This window comes from Burkholderia cepacia ATCC 25416, assembly GCF_001411495.1.
GTDB classification, from domain to species: domain Bacteria; phylum Pseudomonadota; class Gammaproteobacteria; order Burkholderiales; family Burkholderiaceae; genus Burkholderia; species Burkholderia cepacia.
This window is the reverse complement of the sequence record NZ_CP012981.1, coordinates 1,536,807-1,552,136: the sequence shown is the minus strand read 5'-3', so window position 1 is coordinate 1,552,136 and position 15,330 is coordinate 1,536,807. Positions and strand designations below refer to the sequence as shown.

At 69.4% G+C, this 15,330-nt stretch carries 15 protein-coding genes; 9 read left to right on the top strand and 6 right to left on the bottom strand.

Annotation, left to right across the window (positions count from 1 at the left end; translation table 11 throughout):
* Positions 1-26 precede the first annotated feature (26 nt).
* The 3 genes from APZ15_RS07125 (at position 27) to APZ15_RS07110 (ending at position 2,963) form a co-directional block, all read left to right on the top strand.
* On the top strand, positions 27-1,328 hold the full coding sequence (locus APZ15_RS07125) for a THUMP domain-containing class I SAM-dependent RNA methyltransferase (RefSeq protein ID WP_021164196.1): 1,302 nt from the start codon (positions 27-29) through the stop codon (positions 1,326-1,328).
* A gap of 458 nt (positions 1,329-1,786) precedes the next feature.
* The gene (locus APZ15_RS07115) at positions 1,787-2,203 is read left to right on the top strand and encodes a VOC family protein (protein ID WP_027788347.1); all 417 of its coding nucleotides are present in this window, start codon (positions 1,787-1,789) and stop codon (positions 2,201-2,203) included.
* Between the two features lie 73 nt (positions 2,204-2,276).
* Positions 2,277-2,963: a helix-turn-helix transcriptional regulator gene (locus APZ15_RS07110; RefSeq protein WP_027788348.1), complete on the top strand. Its 687-nt coding sequence runs from the start codon at positions 2,277-2,279 to the stop codon at positions 2,961-2,963.
* A gap of 83 nt (positions 2,964-3,046) precedes the next feature.
* Here APZ15_RS07110 and APZ15_RS07105 read toward each other — a convergent pair whose 3' ends face one another.
* On the bottom strand, positions 3,047-3,970 hold the full coding sequence (locus APZ15_RS07105; protein WP_027788349.1) for a carbon-nitrogen hydrolase family protein: 924 nt from the start codon (positions 3,968-3,970) through the stop codon (positions 3,047-3,049).
* Between the two features lie 80 nt (positions 3,971-4,050).
* On the opposite strand from APZ15_RS07105, the gene APZ15_RS07100 reads away from it, so the two are divergent.
* A complete protein-coding gene (locus tag APZ15_RS07100) occupies positions 4,051-4,971 on the top strand; it encodes a LysR family transcriptional regulator (RefSeq protein ID WP_027788350.1) in 921 nt (306 codons plus the stop codon).
* An 89-nt stretch (positions 4,972-5,060) separates the two neighbouring features.
* On the opposite strand, the gene APZ15_RS07095 is transcribed toward APZ15_RS07100, so the two are convergent.
* From APZ15_RS07095 to APZ15_RS07085, 3 genes are read right to left on the bottom strand one after another with little or no spacing between them, the layout of a single operon-like run.
* Positions 5,061-6,515 carry an NAD(P)(+) transhydrogenase (Re/Si-specific) subunit beta gene (locus APZ15_RS07095; RefSeq protein WP_027788351.1) on the bottom strand — a complete coding sequence of 485 codons (1,455 nt, stop codon included), beginning with the start codon at positions 6,513-6,515 and terminating at the stop codon, positions 5,061-5,063.
* Positions 6,512-6,838: an NAD(P) transhydrogenase subunit alpha part 2 gene (locus APZ15_RS07090; protein ID WP_027788352.1), complete on the bottom strand. Its 327-nt coding sequence runs from the start codon at positions 6,836-6,838 to the stop codon at positions 6,512-6,514. Before APZ15_RS07090 ends, APZ15_RS07095 begins: the two co-directional genes overlap by 4 nt.
* Positions 6,839-6,849: 11 nt before the next feature.
* Positions 6,850-7,989 (bottom strand): Re/Si-specific NAD(P)(+) transhydrogenase subunit alpha, encoded by a 1,140-nt coding sequence (locus tag APZ15_RS07085; protein ID WP_027788353.1) that lies wholly within the window; start codon positions 7,987-7,989, stop codon positions 6,850-6,852.
* A gap of 276 nt (positions 7,990-8,265) precedes the next feature.
* Here APZ15_RS07085 and APZ15_RS07080 point away from each other — a divergent pair, with 276 nt between their 5' ends.
* Together APZ15_RS07080 and mnmA are read left to right on the top strand one after the other, a co-directional pair.
* The gene (locus APZ15_RS07080) at positions 8,266-8,775 is read left to right on the top strand and encodes an NUDIX hydrolase (protein WP_021164203.1); all 510 of its coding nucleotides are present in this window, start codon (positions 8,266-8,268) and stop codon (positions 8,773-8,775) included.
* On the top strand, positions 8,772-9,920 hold the full coding sequence (mnmA, locus tag APZ15_RS07075) for a tRNA 2-thiouridine(34) synthase MnmA (protein ID WP_027788354.1): 1,149 nt from the start codon (positions 8,772-8,774) through the stop codon (positions 9,918-9,920). The genes APZ15_RS07080 and mnmA overlap by 4 nt, the downstream gene beginning before the upstream one ends.
* A gap of 51 nt (positions 9,921-9,971) precedes the next feature.
* Here mnmA and APZ15_RS07070 read toward each other — a convergent pair whose 3' ends face one another.
* Entirely contained in the window at positions 9,972-10,346 is a 375-nt protein-coding gene (locus APZ15_RS07070) for a winged helix-turn-helix transcriptional regulator (RefSeq protein WP_027788355.1), read from the bottom strand.
* A 74-nt stretch (positions 10,347-10,420) separates the two neighbouring features.
* Between APZ15_RS07070 and APZ15_RS07065 the strand changes: the two genes are divergently transcribed.
* Both APZ15_RS07065 and APZ15_RS07060 read left to right on the top strand, forming a co-directional pair.
* The gene (locus tag APZ15_RS07065) at positions 10,421-11,185 is read left to right on the top strand and encodes an NAD(P)H-dependent oxidoreductase (protein WP_027788356.1); all 765 of its coding nucleotides are present in this window, start codon (positions 10,421-10,423) and stop codon (positions 11,183-11,185) included.
* 197 nt (positions 11,186-11,382) lie between these two features.
* Positions 11,383-13,002: an FMN-binding glutamate synthase family protein gene (locus APZ15_RS07060; protein ID WP_021162498.1), complete on the top strand. Its 1,620-nt coding sequence runs from the start codon at positions 11,383-11,385 to the stop codon at positions 13,000-13,002.
* A 112-nt stretch (positions 13,003-13,114) separates the two neighbouring features.
* Here APZ15_RS07060 and APZ15_RS07055 read toward each other — a convergent pair whose 3' ends face one another.
* Complete coding sequence (locus APZ15_RS07055) at positions 13,115-13,726, bottom strand: glutathione S-transferase family protein (protein WP_027788357.1); 612 nt, start codon at positions 13,724-13,726, stop codon at positions 13,115-13,117.
* Positions 13,727-13,913: 187 nt separating this feature from the next.
* On the opposite strand from APZ15_RS07055, the gene APZ15_RS07050 reads away from it, so the two are divergent.
* The gene (locus APZ15_RS07050; protein ID WP_027788358.1) at positions 13,914-15,299 is read left to right on the top strand and encodes an aminopeptidase P N-terminal domain-containing protein; all 1,386 of its coding nucleotides are present in this window, start codon (positions 13,914-13,916) and stop codon (positions 15,297-15,299) included.
* The last annotated feature ends 31 nt before the right edge of the window (positions 15,300-15,330 follow it).

The following is a 15,330-nucleotide window of genomic DNA, read 5'->3' as shown; positions in this document are numbered from 1 at the left end:
GACTTTTGCACGTCCTCACCCGCCTTATGTCCTCGCCCACCCTGTACGAATTCTTCGCCCCCTGCCCGCGCGGCCTCGAAGCGGCGCTCGCCGCCGAGCTGGCCGAAATCGCCGGCCGCCACCTGAACGGCGCGCCGTTCACCGCGGGCGCGCAGGTGCCGGGCGGCGTCCACTTCAGCGGCGGCTGGGCCGCCGGCATGGCCGCGAACCTCCATTCGCGGATCGCGAGCCGGGTCCTGCTGAAGATCGCGCACCGCGCCTACCGCAACGAGCAGGACGTCTACGCGCTCGCGCTCGAGCAGCCGTGGGAGCGCTGGTTCGCGGCGACGCAGACGCTGCGCGTCGACATCACCGCGATCAAGTCGCCGCTGAAGAGCCTCGAATTCGCGACGTTGCGCGTGAAGGACGCGATCTGCGACCGGATGCGCGAGAAGACCGGCGCGCGCCCGAGCATCGATACCGGTGCGCCCGACGTGCGCGTGTTCGCGTTCCTGACGGCCAACGAGTGCACGCTGTACCTCGACACGTCGGGCGAGCCGCTGTTCAAGCGCGGCTGGCGCCTCGACAAGGGCGCGGCGCCGCTGCGCGAGAACCTCGCGGCCGGCATCCTGCGCCTGACGGGCTGGACGCCCGGCACGGCGCTGTACGACCCGATGTGCGGCAGCGGCACGTTCCTCGCGGAAGCCGCGCAGATCGCGCTCGGCGTGGCACCCGGCGTCGAGCGCCGGTTCGGCTTCGAGAAACTCAAGCAATACGACATCACCGCATGGCAGGGGCTGAAGGTCCCGGCGCTGGACGCGAAGCGTGCGGCGCGCGGCAAACGCGGCGAAGCGCTCGGCGTGTACGGCAGCGACATCTCCGGCGACATGCTCGAGAAGGCACGTGCGAACCTCGAGCGCGCGGGCGTGCCGTCGGTGTGGCTCAAGCAGGTCGACGCGCGCGGGATGACGCCGCCCTGCGACGGCCCGGGCATCATCCTCGCGAACCCGCCGTACGGCGAGCGGATCGAGGTGCGCGGCCGCAGCGCGCGCGGCGAGGTGCGCGAGACGGGCCGCAACCGCGGCAACGACGACGCGTTCCGCCGCACCCACACCGACGCACCGGACAGCGAATTCTTCAACGCGCTCGGCGATGCGCTGAAGCAGCGCTTCACGGGCTGGCAGGCGTTCCTGCTGACGTCCGATCGTTCGCTGCCGGGCCAGCTGCGGCTGCGCGAATCGGCCAAGACGCCGCTGTTCAACGGCGCGCTCGAATGCCGGCTGTTCCGCTTCGACCTGATCGCCGGCAGCGTGAAGGCGCGCCCGGCCACGCCGGAAGGCGACGCGTAATCCGCATCATGGTCGCGACGGGGCCGCCGATACGGCCCCTGCGCGACAACCGGAACGACGCCGTTACCGCATCCGCGGCAACGGCGTCGTTCCGTTTCAATGCTTCGACTTCTCCCGGCGCCCCGTCGTGAACGGCAGCGCCTGCCCCGTCTCGAGCAGTGTCTTGCGGCTCGACGGCACGACCGGCCACCCGCCGCGAATCCCGCGATCCCTCTCCCATCTCCGAGCCCGGCACCAGCCCGTCGTGCGTGACGGTCGGCTTCACGACGCAGGTCACGCGCGATTCCCCACTCTCCCCCGACGGCATGCGCCACGTGACGACCAGCCGGTGCGGCGGATCGTTCCCGACCTCTACTGACAATACGGTGTCAGCAGACCGCGATCACACTGCAATCCCGGCGCAATGCAAGGCTGGTTTCCGCACCGAACCCGAACAACAACGCAACAAGGAACTCGTCATGACGTCCGCAACTGCAACTGCCACCGCCACTGCCACCCCCGAGCGCGCGATCGCGTGGTTCGACATTCCGTCCCTCGATTTCGACCGGGCGATCCGCTTCTACGAAACCGTGCTGCAAACGACGCTGCAGCGCGAAGTCATCGGCGGCGTGCCGATGGCCACGTTCGACCGCGACGCATCGAGCACGGGCGGCAGCATCGTGTTCGATCCGCAGCAGATCAAGCCGAGCGCGAACGGCGTACTCGTCTACCTGAACGCCGGCGAATCGGTCGTCGCGGCGCTCGAACGCGCGAAGCGCGCGGGCGGCGTCGTGCAGGGCTCCGTCGTCGAGCTGCCGAACAACTACGGCTACGTCGGCTACCTGATCGACACCGAAGGCAACCGCGTCGGCCTGCACTCGCCGAAATGCCACTGAGCGCAGCGGCCATCGGGCGCGCGCGGCGCTATCATCGCGAAGTCCCCATTGCCGTTGGAGCCGAGGTGCCGTCATGACGCGCCGTGCCGACCGCCTGTTCCAGATCGCCGAGCTGCTGCGCGGGCGTCGTCTCACGACCGCGCAGCAGCTGGCCGACTGGCTGTCGGTGTCGCCGCGCACGGTCTATCGCGACGTGCGCGACCTGCAACTGTCAGGGGTACCGATCGAAGGTGAAGCCGGCATCGGCTACCGGCTGAACCGCAACGCGAGCCTGCCGCCGCTCACGTTCACGGCCGAGGAGCTCGCGGCGCTCGCCGCCGGCGCACGCATGCTCGAAACCTGGGGCGGTGCGCGCTTCGCGAGCGGCGCACGCTCGGCGCTCGCGAAGATCGCGTCGGCGATGCCGGCCGACAAGCGCACGGCGCTCGACCGCCTGCCCGTGTTCGCGCCGTCGTTCCACATCGACGAGACGTTTTGCGCGAAGGTCGATGCGATCCACCAGGCCATCGATACGCGCCACGTCGTCAGCTTCGACTACCGCGACCGGCTCGGCGCGCATTCGCAACGCCGCGTGTGGCCGCTCGGGCTCGTCTACTGGGGCGGGCGCTGGACGATCGGCGCGTGGTGCGAGCTGCGCGGCGATTTCCGCACCTTCGACATCGCGCGGATGGGCGACATCGTCGTGCACGAGCAGTTTCCGGACATGGAAGGACGGCGGATCGCCGATTACATGCGGATCGCGGAAGCGCCGATGCGCTGATGCGGCACGGCGGCGGGCGCACCGCCGCCGTCCCTGTTCCGGGCCGCCCGCCGCCCGCCGTGCGGCGCCCGGCCCGCCTTTCCCTACGCGCCGAACACCACCGTGCGCTTCGGCCGCTCGTCGACGTGCAGCGAGAACACGTCGGGCCGCGCGTAATGCCCGACCACGTCGAAGTCGTAGCGCGCCCGCACGAGTTCGTCGGTATCGATACGCGCGGTCACGAGCCCGGCCGTGCCGATCAGCGGCTCCGTCAGCAGGTCGCCGAGCGGCCCGACGATCACGCTGCCGCCGCGGATCAGCGGCCGCTCCGGATCCCAGCCCGGCACGTCGATCCCGAGCGCGCGCGGCGACGGCTGCACCTGGCACGCGCTGACGACGAAGCAGCGCCCCTCGTGCGCGATATGCCGCATCGAGCTCTGCCACACGTCGCGCTCGTCGACGGTCGGCGCGCACCAGATCTGCACGCCTTTCGCGTACATCGCGCAGCGCAGCAGCGGCATGTGGTTCTCCCAGCAGACCGCGGCGCCCGCGCGGCCCGCGGCCGTCTCGACGACAGGCAGCGTCGAGCCGTCGCCCTGCCCCCAGATCAGCCGCTCGGTGCCGGTCGGCATCAGCTTGCGGTGCTTCGCGACGAGCCCCTCGCGCGGATCGAAGAACAGCGCCGTGCAATACAGCGTGCTGCCGCCGCGCTCGATCACGCCGACCACGAGGCTCGCGCCCGTGCGCTGCGACAGCGCGGCCAGCTCGTCGGTTTCCGGCCCCGGCACGTCGATCGCCTGCGCGGCGTAGCGCGCATACGCGTCGCGGCCCTCGGGCAACCGGTAGCCGAGCCGCGTGCCGAAGATCTCGCCTTTCGGATAGCCGCCGAGCACGGCCTCGGGCAGCACGACGAGCGACGCCCCGCTGTCGCGGATCGCGGTTTCGTAGCCGAGGATCGTGTCGAGCGTGGCGCGCGTGCCGTCGGGCGATGCGCCGATCTGCAGCGCGGCGATGACTGAAGTGGACATGAAGGCGTCTCCGGTGAATGGGGTAACGCCATCTTTATCGATATGATTTCATCGATCAAATCGATAGAACGATAAGTGTCATGAATACGGATGATATCGCCGGCCTCGACCTGAACCTGCTGAAAGTGTTCGAGGCGCTGTACGAGGAAGGCGGCGCGAGCCGCGCGGCGCTGCGGCTCGGCCTCACGCAGTCGGCGGTGAGCGCGGCGCTCGCGCGGCTGCGCGTGATCTATGCCGATCCGCTGTTCGTGCGCACCGGCCGCGGGCTCGCGCCGACGCCGCGCGCGGACGAACTGAAACCGATCCTGTCCGACGCGCTCGACCGTTGCCGCGAAAGCCTCGCGATCGCGGCCGACGGCGGCGACCGCATCGGCCGCACGATCTCGATCGGGCTGTCGGACGACTTCGAGATCGCGCTCGGCCGCGCGCTGATCGACGCCGTTGCACGGGAAGCCGCCGGCATCCGGCTGATCTTCCGGCAGACGCACAGCGGCATCGCCGGCGACGCGCTGCTGCGCCACGGCGTCGACCTCGCGATCGCATCGGGCGGCTTCTCGGCGAACGGGCTCAGCCGGCGCGCGGTCGCGACGGGCGGCTACGCGTGCCTGATCGACCCGGCCGCCCGCCCACGGCCGCCGCGCACGCTCACGCTCGCCGATTTCCTGCAGCGCGACCACCTGCTCGTGTCGTCGGGCGGCGTGATCGGGATCGTCGACGAGGCGCTGGCCACGCTCGGCCACAAGCGGCGCGTCGCGGCGTCGACCACGCATTTCGCCGCGTTGCCGTACCTGCTCGCCGGCTCCGACGCGGTGGCGACGATTCCCTCGCACGCGGCGCGCGCGATCGCGCGATCCACGCCGTTGCGCGCGCTCGCCTGCCCGGTCGACTTGCCGCACTACCCGGTCGAAATCGGCTGGCGCTCGAGCACGCAGCGCGACCCGGCGATCGTGCGCGTACGCGACACGATCGCCGCGTGCATCGCGAACCTCGTCGCACCATGAAAACGGCCCGGCCGGCTTGCGCCGGTCGGGCCTGTCCTTCGAGGCTGCCCGTGAATCGGGGCAGGCCGCCTGCGTTGCCGGCGCATGCGTCAGTCGACCGCCTTCACCATGTCCTCGATGACCTTTTTCGCATCGCCGAACACCATCATCGTCTTGTCCATGTAGAACAGGTCGTTGTCGAGGCCCGCGTAGCCGGCCGCCATCGACCGCTTGTTGACGATCACCGTGCGCGCCTTGTACGCCTCGATGATCGGCATCCCCGCGATCGGCGATGCCGGGTCGTTCTTCGCGGCCGGGTTCACCACGTCGTTCGCGCCGAGCACGAGCACGACGTCGACCTGGCCGAATTCGCCGTTGATGTCGTCCATCTCGAACACGATCTCGTACGGCACTTCCGCTTCCGCGAGCAGCACGTTCATGTGGCCCGGCATCCGCCCCGCGACCGGATGGATCGCGTACTTCACGTCGATGCCCTTCTCGACCAGCTTGTCGGTCAGTTCCTTCAGCGCGTGCTGCGCACGGGCGACGGCCAACCCGTAGCCCGGCACGATCACGACCGTTTCCGCGTTGCCGAGCATGAACGCCGCATCGTCGGCCGAACCCGATTTCACCGGCCGCTGCTCCTTCGCGCCCGCGGCACCGCCGGCCGCCGCCTCGCCGCCGAAGCCGCCGAGGATCACGTTGAAGAACGAGCGGTTCATTGCGCGGCACATGATGTACGACAGGATCGCGCCCGACGAGCCGACCAGCGACCCCGCGATGATCAGCATCGCGTTGTTCAGCGAGAAGCCGATGCCGGCCGCCGCCCAGCCGGAGTACGAGTTCAGCATCGACACGACCACCGGCATGTCCGCGCCGCCGATCGGGATGATGATCAGCACGCCGAGCGCGAACGCGATCGCCGTCATGATGATGAACGGCAGCCACGACTGCGTGATGAAGAACAGGATGCCGAAGCCGAGCATCCCGAGCGCGAGCATCAGGTTGAGCAGGTGCTGGCCCGCATACACGACCGGCGCGCCCTGGAACAGCCGGAACGTGTACCTGCCCGACAGCTTGCCGAACGCGATCACCGACCCGGAGAACGTGATCGCGCCGACGAACGTGCCGATGAACAGCTCGACGCGATTGCCGTACGGAATGAAGTCCGGCGCGACGGCGTCCTGCGGCACGAGCCCGAACGCTTCCGGCTCCGACACCACCGCGTACGCGATGCACACGGCCGCGAGACCGATCAGCGAGTGCATCGCCGCGACGAGCTCCGGCATCTTCGTCATCTCGACGCGCGCGGCGACGAACGCCCCCACGCCGCCGCCGGCGATCAGCGCGCCGAGCACCAGCGCGAGGCCGAGCGGCAGGTTCGCGCCGAGCCAGGCCGCCTGCCTGGCGATCAGCGCGATCGTCGTGAGGATCGCGACGGCCATCCCGGCCATCCCGAACAGGTTGCCGCGCCGCGCGCTCGTCGGGTTCGACAGGCCCTTCAGCGCCTGGATGAAACACACCGATGCGACGAGGTACAGCAGCGTGACGACGTTCATGCTCATCGCGCGCCCTCCTTGCCGCGCCCGGGCTGCCGGGGCGCCTTCTTGCGGAACATCTCGAGCATGCGCCTCGTCACGAGGAAGCCGCCGAACACGTTGACCGCCGCGAGCGCGACCGCGAGCGTGCCGAACACCTTGCCGGTCGCGCCGACGGTGAGCGCCGCCGCGAGCATCGCACCGACAATCACGATCGCCGAGATCGCGTTGGTCACGGCCATCAGCGGCGTATGCAGCGCCGGCGTGACGTTCCACACCACGTGGTAGCCGACGTACACCGCCAGCACGAAGATGATCACGTCGATCACCGTGTGATTGACGACTTCCATGGTCTCCTCCGTTATCGGCGCGTGACTTCGCCGTCGCGGCACAGGAGCGTCGCGGCGACGATGTCGTCGGTCAGGTCGATGTTCAGCGTGCCCTCCTTCGTGACGATCAGCTTCATGAAGTCGAGCAGGTTGCGCGCATACAGCGCCGATGCGTCCGAGGCGACCATCGACGCGAGATTCGTGTAGCCGGCGATCGTCACGCCGTGGTGCGCGATCACCTGGTCGGCGACCGTCAGCGGGCAGTTGCCGCTCTTGCGGCCGTCGAATTCCGGGCCGCGGCCGGCCGCGAGATCGACGAGCACCGAGCCCGGCTTCATCGACTGCACGGTTTCGACCGAGATCAAGGTCGGCGCCGGGCGCCCGGGAATCAGCGCGGTGGTGATCACGATGTCGGCCTGCTTCGCGCGCTCGTGCACGAGCGCGGCCTGGCGGCCGAGCCACGACGGCGGCATCGGGCGCGCGTAGCCGCCCACGCCCTGCGCAGCGTCGCGCTCCTCGTCGGTTTCGAACGGGACGTCGAGGAATTTCGCGCCGAGCGACTCGATCTGCTCCTTCACGGCCGGCCGCACGTCGGACGCCTCGATCACCGCGCCGAGGCGCTTCGCGGTCGCGATCGCCTGCAGGCCCGCGACGCCCGCGCCGAGGATCAGCACGCGCGCGGCCTTCACGGTGCCCGCGGCCGTCATCAGCATCGGAAAGAAGCGCGGATACAGCGCCGCGGCAACCAGCACGGCCTTGTAGCCCGCGATGTTCGCCTGCGACGACAGCACGTCGAGCCCCTGTGCGCGCGTCGTGCGCGGCGCGGCTTCGAGCGCGAAGCCCGTCACGCCGGCCGCGGCGAGCTTCGCCGCCTGCTCGCCGTTGAACGGATCGAGCATGCCGACCAGCACGGCGCCGCGCTTGAGCAACGGCAGCTCGGCGTCGGTGGGGGCCTGGACCTTCAGCACGATGTCGACGTCGAACGCGGCCGACTGGCCGGTCAGTTCGGCACCGGCGGCCGCATAGGCTGCGTCGGGATAACTGGCCGCGAGGCCGGCCCCTCTCGCGATACTGACCCGATGCCCGGCCGCCGCGTATTTCTTCACGGTTTCCGGCGTCGCGGCCACCCGCGCCTCGTTCGCCCGCGTTTCGGCAGGCACGCCAATATGCATCGTCAGTCCCTCCAGTCATCGCCGGCAGGTCGTTTCCGGCGATTTCCACCGCGCAACGAGCCGGGCAGCCGGACTACCGGCTCGCGAGCGACGGCACTCACGTTTCACTTTAGGCGAAAGCGGCGGCCGCACCCGCCTTTGCGCGCGATCGCGCGAGATCGACGCGTCAGCCTGGCCGGCGTGGCCGCGCACCGGCGCGACGGACGATTACGAGGGTCGGATTCGTCTGACCGAACGCCGGGCAGCGTTCGGGCGCAACCGGTAAAATGCCGAACCATGAAACCCGAAATCTGGACCCCGCATGTGACGGTCGCGGCGCTCGTCGAGCATGCCGGCCGCTTTCTCGTGATCGAGGAAGAAACCTCGTCGGGCCTGCGCATCAACCAGCCGGCAGGCCATCTCGAAGCCGGCGAAACGCTGGCCGACGCCGTGATCCGAGAGACGCTCGAGGAAACCGCGCACCCGTTCACGCCCGACGCGCTCGTCGGCGTCTATCTGGCGCACTACGACCGTCCCGGCACCGCCGGCGCGACCTACCTGCGCTTCACGTTCTGCGGCACGGCCGGCGAGCCGGTCGCGGGCCACGCGCTCGACGACGGCATCGTCCGCACGCTGTGGATGACCGCCGACGAACTGCGCGCGTGCAGCGAGCGCCATCGCTCGCCCGCGGTGATGCGCTGCGTCGACGATTACCTCGCCGGGCGGCGCATTCCGCTCGATTTCGTGCATACGCATTCGGTCGCGCCGCGCCCCGAAGCATTCGAACGTCAGGCGGTCAACAAATGAGCAAGCGCCGTGTAGTGGTGGGCATGTCGGGCGGCGTCGATTCGTCGGTGACCGCGTGGCTGCTGAAGGAACAGGGTTACGACGTGGTCGGCCTGTTCATGAAGAACTGGGAAGACGACGACGACGGCGAATACTGCTCGACGCGCCAGGACTGGATCGACGTCGTGTCGGTGGCCGACCTGATCGGCATCGACGTGGAAGCCGTCAACTTCGCGGCGGAATACAAGGATCGCGTGTTCGCCGAGTTCCTGCGCGAATACTCGGCCGGCCGCACGCCGAACCCCGACGTGCTGTGCAACGCCGAAATCAAGTTCAAGGCGTTCCTCGATCACGCGATGTCGCTCGACGCGGAAATGATCGCGACGGGCCACTATGCGCGCGTGCGCGAGCGCGACGGGCGTTTCGAGCTGCTGAAGGCCTTCGACCATACGAAAGACCAGTCGTACTTCCTGCACCGGCTGAACCAGGCGCAACTGTCGAAGACGATGTTCCCGCTCGGCGAGATCCCGAAGACGAAGGTGCGCGAGATCGCCGCGCAGATCGGGCTGCCGAACGCGAAGAAGAAGGATTCGACCGGCATCTGCTTCATCGGCGAACGGCCGTTCCGCGATTTCCTGAACCGCTATCTGCCGACCAAACCCGGCCCGATGAAGACGCCGGACAGCAAGGTCGTCGGCGAGCATATCGGCCTCGCGTTCTACACGTTCGGCCAGCGCAAGGGCATCGGCCTGGGCGGCAGCAAGAGCGGCAGCGGCGAACCGTGGTTCGTCGCCGCGAAGGACATCGCGTCGAACACGCTGTACGTCGTGCAGGGCCACGATCATCCGTGGCTGCTGTCGCGCGAGCTCGTTGCCGGCAACGTGAGCTGGGTCGCCGGCGAGCCGCCGGCCGAGGGCTTCGCGTGCGGCGCGAAGACGCGCTACCGGCAGACCGACGCGGCATGCGCCTTCGGCGCCGCCGTGCCCGGCCCGGCAGGCGAAGCACGCTTCTCACTCGCGTTCGACGACGCGCAGTGGGCCGTCACGCCCGGCCAGTCGGCCGTGCTGTACGACGGCGAGATCTGTCTCGGCGGCGGCATCATCGAAAGCGCGGCAACCGGCGACCGGCAGGCGCTCGACGCGCCGGCACTCGCGGCCGCACGCTGACGCGCCGCAGGCGCCGGCCGAAAGCGGCCGCGCCCGCTACCGCCCGCCTGTTCAGCGCATGTGCTGCACGGCCGCGTCGTAGCGCTCGCGCGCCGCGTCGAGTACCGGGAAATGGCGCTCGGCCCAGCGATCGAGCGCCACGAGCGTGTCCACCAGCGATTCCGCCACCGGCGTCAGCCGGTATTCGACATGCGATCGCCGCGCGGCGATCGCGATCCGTTCGATCAGCCCGTTGCGCTCCAGCTCGCGCAGCGTCTGCGTGAGCACCTTCTGCGAGATGCCGCCGATGCGCCGCAGCAGTTCGCCGTTGCGCAGCGGCCGCTCGGCCAGCGCCGGCAGGATCAGCAGCGTCCATTTGCCGGCGATCAGCGCGAGCGCGTCGCGTGCCGAACAGTCCGCCGCATAGACGTCGCCGGGAAATGCCATGGTTACCTCCGGGTGCGTGATTGCGCGGCCCCGCTGCCGCCGGCCATCATCGTCGCATACTCACGGAGCCCGCCATGCATGCGCTGATCGTCGTCGCCCATCCCGAACCGCAGTCGTTCAACGCGGCCCTCTCCCATGCGGCGGCCGATACGTGGCGCGCCGCCGGCCATACCGCGACCGTCGCGGACCTGTACGCCGACGGGTTCGACCCGAGCGAGGCGCCGCGCCATTACGCCGATCGGCTCGACACGGCACGCTTCGACGCGCAACGCGAGCAGCGCCACCACTGGGAGCGCGGCACGCTCGCGCCGGAGGTCGGGCATCACGTCGGGCTGCTGCAACAGGCCGACGCGCTGATCCTGCAGTTCCCGCTGTGGTGGTTCGGCGCGCCGGCGATCCTGAAGGGCTGGATGGATCGCGTGTTCGTCTACGGCGGCCTCTACAGCAGCCGCCGGCGCCATGACAGCGGCGTGTTGCACGGGCGCCGCGCGCTGCTGAGCGTGACGACCGGATCGTCGGCCGCCGCCTGCGCGCCCGACGGCCGCGAGGGCGACACGCGCCTGCTGCTGTGGCCGCTCATGCATGCGCTGCGCTACGTCGGCTTCGACGTGCTCGAACCGCACCTGATCCACGAGGTTCGCGGCGATCCGGCCGGCGACGCCGCGCGGCACCGCGACGCGCGCCTCGCGCAAGCGCTCGCGGACTACCGCGCGCGACTGCGCGCCTGGCACACGTGGCCGCGGGTGCCGTTCAACCGCGACACGGACTTCGAAGCCGGCGTCAGGCTGAAGCCCGACGCGCCCGCATACGGCCCGTTCATCCGTCACGCGCTCACCTGACGCGGCGGGCCGGCTCGGCAACGCGAGCTTCACGGGACCCGTAGTAGACTCTCGACCATCGTGGGCGCCGGCGGCGGCCAGGCACGGCTCGGGCACCCTGCCCGCCGGCCCGGCGCGACGCCGAGGGCGCCGACCTGCCGGCCGCCGCGCGACCGCTCGCGAGCGATGGCCATCCAGATAATTACGACGGAGTCCCCATGTTTTCCCGACGCTATCTCGCGATGTGGTGCGCGGTCCTGCTGTTCGTGGCCGTCGCGGCACTCGCCGCGCGGCACGCGATCGCGTGGCTGTGGATCCTGATTCCCGCCGCCCTCGTCGCGCTCGGCCTGTACGACCTGAAGCAGGACCGCCACGCGATCCTGCGCAACTACCCGCTCTGGGGCCACTTCCGCTTCCTGTTCGAATTCATCCGACCTGAAATCCGCCAGTATTTCGTCGAGGACGACACCGACGAAAAGCCGTTCTCGCGCGCGCAGCGCAGCCTCGTCTACCAGCGCGCGAAGAACGTCGCCGACAACCGCCCGTACGGCACCGAGCTGAACGTGAAGGCCGTCGCGCACGAATGGATCAGCCACTCGCTCGCGCCGACGAAGCTGCCGAACCATGATTTCCGTGTCCGCGTCGGCGCGAATCGCGCGCAACCGTACGACATTTCGATCTTCAACATCTCGGCGATGAGCTTCGGCTCGCTGTCCGCGAACGCGATCCGCTCGCTGAACCTCGGCGCGAAGAAAGGCGGGTTCGCGCATGACACGGGCGAAGGCTCGCTGTCGAAATACCACCGCGAGAACGGCGGCGACATCATCTGGGAAATCGCGTCCGGCTACTTCGGCTGCCGCAACGACGACGGCACCTTCAACCCCGACAAGTTCGCGAAGCAGGCCGCCGATCCGCAGGTCAAGATGATCGAGGTCAAGCTGTCGCAGGGCGCGAAGCCCGGCCACGGCGGCGTGCTGCCGGCCGCGAAGATCACGCCGGAGATCGCCGAGACGCGCGGCGTGCCGATGGGCAAGGACTGCATCTCGCCCGCGACGCACTCGGAATTCTCGACCCCGCGCGGGCTGCTCGAATTCGTCGAACGGCTGCGCACGCTGTCGGGCGGCAAGCCGACCGGCTTCAAGCTGTGCGTCGGCCATCCGTGGGAATTCTTCGGGATCGCGAAGGCGATGCTCGAGACCGGCATCGTGCCGGACTTCATCGTCGTCGACGGCGCGGAAGGCGGCACGGGCGCGGCGCCGCTCGAATTCACCGACCACGTCGGCGTGCCGCTGCAGGAAGGGCTGCTGCTCGTGCACAACACGCTCGTCGGGATCGGCGTGCGCGACCGCGTGAAGATCGGCGCGAGCGGCAAGATCATCACGGCGTTCGACGTCGCCCGCACGCTCGCGATCGGCGCGGACTGGGTGAACTCGGCGCGCGGCTTCATGTTCGCGGTCGGCTGCATCCAGGCGCAGACCTGCCACACGGGCCGCTGCCCGACCGGCGTCGCGACGCAGGACCCGGTGCGCCAGCGCGCGCTCGTCGTGCCCGACAAGGCCGACCGCGTGTACAACTTCCACCGCAACACACTGCACGCGCTGCAGGAGCTCGTGCAGGCGGCCGGCCTCGCGCATCCGTCGGAGCTGCGCGCGCATCACATCGTGCAGCGCATCGCGCCGCACGAGGTCCGGCTGATGTCGCAGCTGCTGAAGTACCTGAAGCCCGGCGCGCTGCTCGACGGCAACACCTGCGGCTTTACGCTGTACGACAAGTGGTGGCCGATTTCGCGCAGCGATTCGTTCACGCTCGGCGAGGCCGTCTACGCGTCGATCGAATGATGCAGGCGAGCGCCCCCGCCGCGGGGGCGGCCCGGCAAAAAGAAAAGCGCCCCGCGGGGCGCTTTTCTTTTGTCTGCCGAATGCGTGAATGCGTGTACGCGTCGCGCGCGGCTCAGTTCTGCGGCAGCGTGTCGGCGAACGACTGGCGCTGCAGCAGCTTCACGAAGTGCTTGTCGAGGTTCGGGTGGCGGTCGCGCCAGTTGAGCTCGGGCATCCGGAAGTCGAGATAGCCGAGCGCGCAGCCGAGTGCGATGTCGGCGAGCGTGTAATGATTACCGACGCACCACGTCTTGCCGCCGAGCCCTTGCGACATCGCGACGAGCGCGTCGTCGATCTTGCGCTGCTGGCGCGCGATCCAGCTCGCGCTGCGCTGCGCTTCGTCCCGCTGCGTGTATTCGAGACGAATCGCCACGGCCGCGTCGAGCACGCCGTCGCCCAGCGCTTCCCAGCAGCGCACTTCGACGCGCTCGCGCCCCGACGGCGGAATCAGCTTGCCGACCGGCGACAGCGTGTCGACGTATTCGCAGATCACGCGGGAATCGAACACCGCGGCACCATCCTCCATCACGAGGCACGGGACCTTGCCGAGCGGATTCGAAGCATGAATATCCGTCTCCGGCGCCCACACGTTCTCGAGCTCCAGCTTGTAGTCGATCTTCTTTTCAGCCAGCACGATCCGCGCCTTGCGGACGTACGGGCTGCTGAGCGAACCGATTAATTTCATCATCTGCCTTTTTAAGGGAACCGCCGAGAGTATACGTTGTCGCCGATCATAACCGGCCGGCGTCGCGCGACAGAAAATCGCCCGACCGGCCTGTGGATGGTTTGCAACAACCGTCACGCGGGCCGCCCGGCGCGGCTTCCCGCCCCCTCTCTCACGCGCGGCGTCACGCGGCGCTACAATCGCACGAATGAACGCGCCCCTCGATACCGCCATCGCCGTCGACGTCTACCGCCAGCGCCGTGAACGCGTGCTTGCCGCACTGCGTGCCGCCGGCGGCGGCGTCGCCATCGTCCCCACCGCGCCGGAACTGCTGCGCAACCGCGATACGGCCTACCCGTACCGGTACGACAGCTACTTCCATTACCTGACGGGCTTCACCGAGCCGGATGCCGTGCTCGTGCTGAACGCGGCCGCGCCGCACGGCGCGCCGGAGTCGATCCTGTTCTGCCGCGGCAAGAATGCCGACCGCGAGATCTGGGAAGGCTTCCACTACGGGCCCGAAGCCGCGCGCGATGCGTTCGGCTTCGACGCGGCGTTCGCGGTCGACGTGATCGATACGGAGATGCCGCGCCTGCTCGCCGACTCCGGCACCGTGCACTACCGGTTCGGCGCATCGGCCGACTTCGACCGCCGGCTCGCGGGCTGGATCGACGCGGTGCGCGCGCTGGCGCGCACGGGCGTCGCCGCACCGGACGCGATGCTCGACCTCACGCCGCTCCTCGACGACATGCGGCTCGTGAAGGACGAGCACGAGCTCGCGATCATGATGCGCGCCGCGCACATCTCCGCGCTCGCGCACCGCCGCGCGATGCAGGCGTGCCGCCCCGGCATCCGCGAATACGAACTCGAAGCCGAGCTGCTGTATGTGTTCCGCAAGCACGGCGCGCAGTCGCCCGCGTACGGCTCGATCGTCGCGGCCGGCGCGAACGCGTGCGTGCTGCACTACCCGGCCGGCAACGCAACCGCGAAGGACGGCGACCTGATCCTGATCGACGCCGCGTGCGAACTCGACGGCTACGCGTCGGACATCACGCGCACGTTTCCGGCCAACGGGCGCTTCTCGCCCGCGCAACGCACGCTGTACGACATCGTGCTCGCCGCCCAGCAGGCCGCGATCGACGCGACGCGCGCCGGCGTGCCGTTCGAAGCACCGCACGACGCCGCCGTGCGCGTGCTCGCGCAGGGGCTGCTCGACACCGGCATCATCCCGAAAACGCGCTTCTCGAACGTCGACGACGTGATCGCCGAGCGTGCGTACACGCGCTTCTACATGCACCGCACCGGCCACTGGATCGGCATGGACGTGCACGATTGCGGCGACTACCGCGAGCGGCTCGCCGAGCGCGACGGCAACGGCGCGCTGCCATGGCGCACGCTGAAGGCCGGCATGACGCTGACGGTCGAACCCGGCCTCTATGTGCGCGCCGCCGACGACGTGCCGCCCGAGTACTGGAACATCGGCATCCGCATCGAGGACGACGCGATCGTGCGCGAGCAGGGCTGCGAGCTGATCACGCGCGGCGTGCCCGTCGCGGCGGACGAGATCGAAGCGCTGATGCGCGCACTCGCATGACCGGCTGCCGCCGACCGTTACCTCCGTTTCA

Excerpts from the sequence above, each read along its gene's own strand:
- APZ15_RS07125 (WP_021164196.1), top strand. The coding sequence starts at position 27 with ATGTCCTCGCCCACCCTGTACGAATTCTTCGCCCCCTGCCCGCGCGGC.
- APZ15_RS07115 (WP_027788347.1), top strand. The coding sequence starts at position 1,787 with ATGACGTCCGCAACTGCAACTGCCACCGCCACTGCCACCCCCGAGCGC.
- APZ15_RS07110 (WP_027788348.1), top strand. The coding sequence starts at position 2,277 with ATGACGCGCCGTGCCGACCGCCTGTTCCAGATCGCCGAGCTGCTGCGC.
- APZ15_RS07105 (WP_027788349.1), bottom strand. The coding sequence starts at position 3,970 with ATGTCCACTTCAGTCATCGCCGCGCTGCAGATCGGCGCATCGCCCGAC.
- APZ15_RS07100 (WP_027788350.1), top strand. The coding sequence starts at position 4,051 with ATGAATACGGATGATATCGCCGGCCTCGACCTGAACCTGCTGAAAGTG.
- APZ15_RS07095 (WP_027788351.1), bottom strand. The coding sequence starts at position 6,515 with ATGAGCATGAACGTCGTCACGCTGCTGTACCTCGTCGCATCGGTGTGT.
- APZ15_RS07090 (WP_027788352.1), bottom strand. The coding sequence starts at position 6,838 with ATGGAAGTCGTCAATCACACGGTGATCGACGTGATCATCTTCGTGCTG.
- APZ15_RS07085 (WP_027788353.1), bottom strand. The coding sequence starts at position 7,989 with ATGCATATTGGCGTGCCTGCCGAAACGCGGGCGAACGAGGCGCGGGTG.
- APZ15_RS07080 (WP_021164203.1), top strand. The coding sequence starts at position 8,266 with ATGAAACCCGAAATCTGGACCCCGCATGTGACGGTCGCGGCGCTCGTC.
- mnmA (WP_027788354.1), top strand. The coding sequence starts at position 8,772 with ATGAGCAAGCGCCGTGTAGTGGTGGGCATGTCGGGCGGCGTCGATTCG.
- APZ15_RS07070 (WP_027788355.1), bottom strand. The coding sequence starts at position 10,346 with ATGGCATTTCCCGGCGACGTCTATGCGGCGGACTGTTCGGCACGCGAC.
- APZ15_RS07065 (WP_027788356.1), top strand. The coding sequence starts at position 10,421 with ATGCATGCGCTGATCGTCGTCGCCCATCCCGAACCGCAGTCGTTCAAC.
- APZ15_RS07060 (WP_021162498.1), top strand. The coding sequence starts at position 11,383 with ATGTTTTCCCGACGCTATCTCGCGATGTGGTGCGCGGTCCTGCTGTTC.
- APZ15_RS07055 (WP_027788357.1), bottom strand. The coding sequence starts at position 13,726 with ATGAAATTAATCGGTTCGCTCAGCAGCCCGTACGTCCGCAAGGCGCGG.
- APZ15_RS07050 (WP_027788358.1), top strand. The coding sequence starts at position 13,914 with ATGAACGCGCCCCTCGATACCGCCATCGCCGTCGACGTCTACCGCCAG.